4 protein-coding genes are annotated in these 2,702 nt (G+C 71.3%); 1 reads left to right on the top strand and 3 read right to left on the bottom strand.

Translation table 11 applies throughout. The features are described from left to right. Positions 1–117: 117 nt before the first annotated feature. Together ACFV0G_RS38055 and ACFV0G_RS38050 are read right to left on the bottom strand one after the other, a co-directional pair. Positions 118–516, bottom strand: a complete 399-nt coding sequence (locus ACFV0G_RS38055) for a nuclear transport factor 2 family protein (protein ID WP_380558033.1) — start codon at positions 514–516, stop codon at positions 118–120. A gap of 88 nt (positions 517–604) precedes the next feature. Then, positions 605–1,045: a nuclear transport factor 2 family protein gene (locus ACFV0G_RS38050; RefSeq protein ID WP_380558030.1), complete on the bottom strand. Its 441-nt coding sequence runs from the start codon at positions 1,043–1,045 to the stop codon at positions 605–607. 117 nt (positions 1,046–1,162) lie between these two features. On the opposite strand from ACFV0G_RS38050, the gene ACFV0G_RS38045 reads away from it, so the two are divergent. Next, complete coding sequence (locus ACFV0G_RS38045) at positions 1,163–1,735, top strand: TetR/AcrR family transcriptional regulator (protein WP_380558027.1); 573 nt, start codon at positions 1,163–1,165, stop codon at positions 1,733–1,735. Between the two features lie 44 nt (positions 1,736–1,779). On the opposite strand, the gene ACFV0G_RS38040 is transcribed toward ACFV0G_RS38045, so the two are convergent. Continuing rightward, the gene (locus ACFV0G_RS38040; protein WP_380558024.1) at positions 1,780–2,274 is read right to left on the bottom strand and encodes a hypothetical protein; all 495 of its coding nucleotides are present in this window, start codon (positions 2,272–2,274) and stop codon (positions 1,780–1,782) included. Positions 2,275–2,702 lie beyond the last annotated feature (428 nt).

Here is a 2,702-nt window from a genome sequence, read left to right as displayed (position 1 = left end):
CGAGAACCAGAAACGACCCACCTGACCGTTACCTCGGAGGCGCAGGGAACTCCGGCGCTCCGCGCCTCCGGTCCAAGGATGACCTTCACCCCCGCACGCAGCGCGTGTGCGCACGGGTCAGTCGGCCACCGTGTCGCCGTGGCGGTGGGCCACCCGCCAGGTGTCGTTCTCGCGGCGGTACACCTGGGTGGCTCGCAGGGTGAAGCTCCGCGGCCGGCCGTCCACGGACGCCGCGATGTGCTCGAGGCCGGCCGTGTAGGCCAGGTCGCCCGCCACGTCGTACGCCAGCAGCTCGAACGCGTAGGACGTGCAGTCGGAGAACGCCGTCCCGAGGGAGGTGAAGAGTTCGTCGACCTCCCGCCGGCCGATGGCGTTGCGCCATGCGCCCAGGATGCTGACCGGCTCGGAGCGGGACCACAGCACCCGACGGGGGGCCGGGTCGCCGTTGTGCAGGGCGACCTCGGCCTCGTACAGCTCCTTCCCGACCCAGGCCAGGAAGGACTCGTGGGCGTTCATGCCCTCAGGATGGCCCGGGCGGCACGGTGGCGCATGCCATTCACTTCGGGCCCGCACAACCCGGGGGCTCCGCGGGCCCGAACCGGCGCTACCGGCCCTCCAGTGCCTCGACCAACTGCGGCAGGTTGCCGCCGGCCGTGATGAGGGCCAGGTGGTCGTGGTAGTCCCGGCTGTGGACGATCAGGCCGTCACGGACCCGCAGCACCTGGATGTTGGCGGCCTCGAAGGTGCGCCCGGTCGTCCGGTGGTGCACCCGGTAGTCCCACTCGGCGACGATCACTTCGGGGTCGTCGGTCTCCCGGACCACCACGTTCGTCGCGGCCAGCTCCAGCGGCGAGTGCTCGGCGACCGCCGCGAACCGCTCCCCGAGCACGGCCCGCCCCTCGAACCGACGCGGTCCGACCGGCTCGAAGACCGTCTCCACCACGGCATCCTCGGCGTAGAGCTCGGCCAGCTCCGAGAACCGCCCTGCAGTGATGCCCCCGAGCAGTTCCTGGAACGCTTCGCGCGGTGACCGCGTTTCAGACATGATCAACCTCCGGCAGGTCCGCCGCTAGAATCGGACTAGCGACTCCGATTCCAACGATACGGACTAGCCACTCCGGTTGTCCATGCGGATTCGCCACCGGCGGAAGGAGTACGAGGAATGAGCGGCGCCCCCGAGCGCCCCCTGCGGGCCGACGCGGCCCGCAACCGGGCCAGACTGCTGGACGTCGCCACCGAGGTGTTCACCACCCGCGGCGTCGGCGTGCCGACCGAGGAGATCGCCCGGGCCGCGGGAGTGGGGGTCGGGACGCTCTTCCGGCACTTCCCGACCAAGGAGGCGCTCCTGGAAGCAGTGATGGTCCGCAGACTGGAGGCGATCGCCTCCGAGACCGCAGCCCTGGCCGCCGAGGCCGAGCCCGCCGAGGCCTTCTTCGGCTGCTTCCGCCTGCTGATCGACCGGTCCGCGGGCAAGAACGAGTTCACCCAGGCACTCGCCGCGGCCGGGGTGGATGCGCACACGGCCCTGCAGGAGTCGAGCGCGGCGATCCAGACCCTGCTGGCCGACCTCCTGGCCGGTGCCCAGCGGGCCGGGGCGGTCCGCCCCGACCTGGGCCTGCCGGAACTGATCGCCCTCCTGGTCGGCACCACCACGACCATGGAGCAGCTCAGGACCGACCCGGACGCCCGGGAGCGGATCTTCGAAGTGGTCTTCGACGGACTGCGGCCGCGCTGACCGCCCGGCCGCTGCCGCGGTTCGGAAGATCAGGAGTCAGCGCGTCACAGACACATCCAGCAGTAGAGGAGTTCGCCGGCCGCACGGGCGTTGCGTGCCAGCCGTATCAGCCACTCGGTCACCGGCTGCATGTCCTCCGCGGCGGCGCCGTACAGCTCCTCCGCCTGCACCCACCGTGCGGTGACCTCCGGCACCGCCGCGTCCGGCACCCCGGCGAGGGTGTCGCGGGTGGCTGCGTCGAGTTCGAACACCCACGGCCCGGTGACCCAGGGGTCCTCCTCGCCCTCGGGCCCGTCCGGGCCGGGGACCGGACCCGGCGGCCACACCGGCGTGTCACCCACCAGGTCGACGCCCCAGGGTACTTCGCGGATCGCGGCGATCAGCTGTCCCAGAACGACGCCCGGGTCCAGCCCCTTCGACGGGACCCCGTCGAAGACGGACCGCCGGCCCACGAGCGGGGACCCGCCCTCCGTCCGCTCCAGCACCTGCCGCACCGCATCCGCGCCCGGCGCACGGAAGTAGTCCGTCAGAACGCCCATCCCCGCCTCCTCGCTCCCGCCCGAACTGCCGCCGCCGCCGAGAAGTAGACCAGTCACCCCTGACACCCGGCCCCGACCGGGTCGCCCTTCCTGCACCACGGCGCCGCCGAGTCAGAAGGCCGCCGAGAACGGCCGAGGCGGCACCTGCCGATGGATCGCAATCCGGCCCATGGCACTTGAGCGATCGTTCGGCTCGGAACCGTCGAGAGGTCCTTCGCCCGCACCCGACGGCGGCAATGGGGTGCCTTCCTGATCCCTACAGACCCCGTTTCCAGCCCTGGCTGGTTCAGCTGCCGCATACGCTTCGCACACATGGCGAGTGGCAGCAACGCCCGGGTCTGTCCATTGAACGGTGTAACTCGGGTGGGTTGAGTTAGCGGCGGCCGATGGAGAGTCGGCCGTCGAAGGCGATCTCGAAGGCGTTGAGC

This window comes from Kitasatospora sp. NPDC059571 (assembly GCF_042735675.1).
Taxonomy (GTDB): domain Bacteria; phylum Actinomycetota; class Actinomycetes; order Streptomycetales; family Streptomycetaceae; genus Kitasatospora.
Note: the sequence above shows the minus strand (reverse complement) of the source record. Positions and strands in the feature narration are given on the sequence as shown.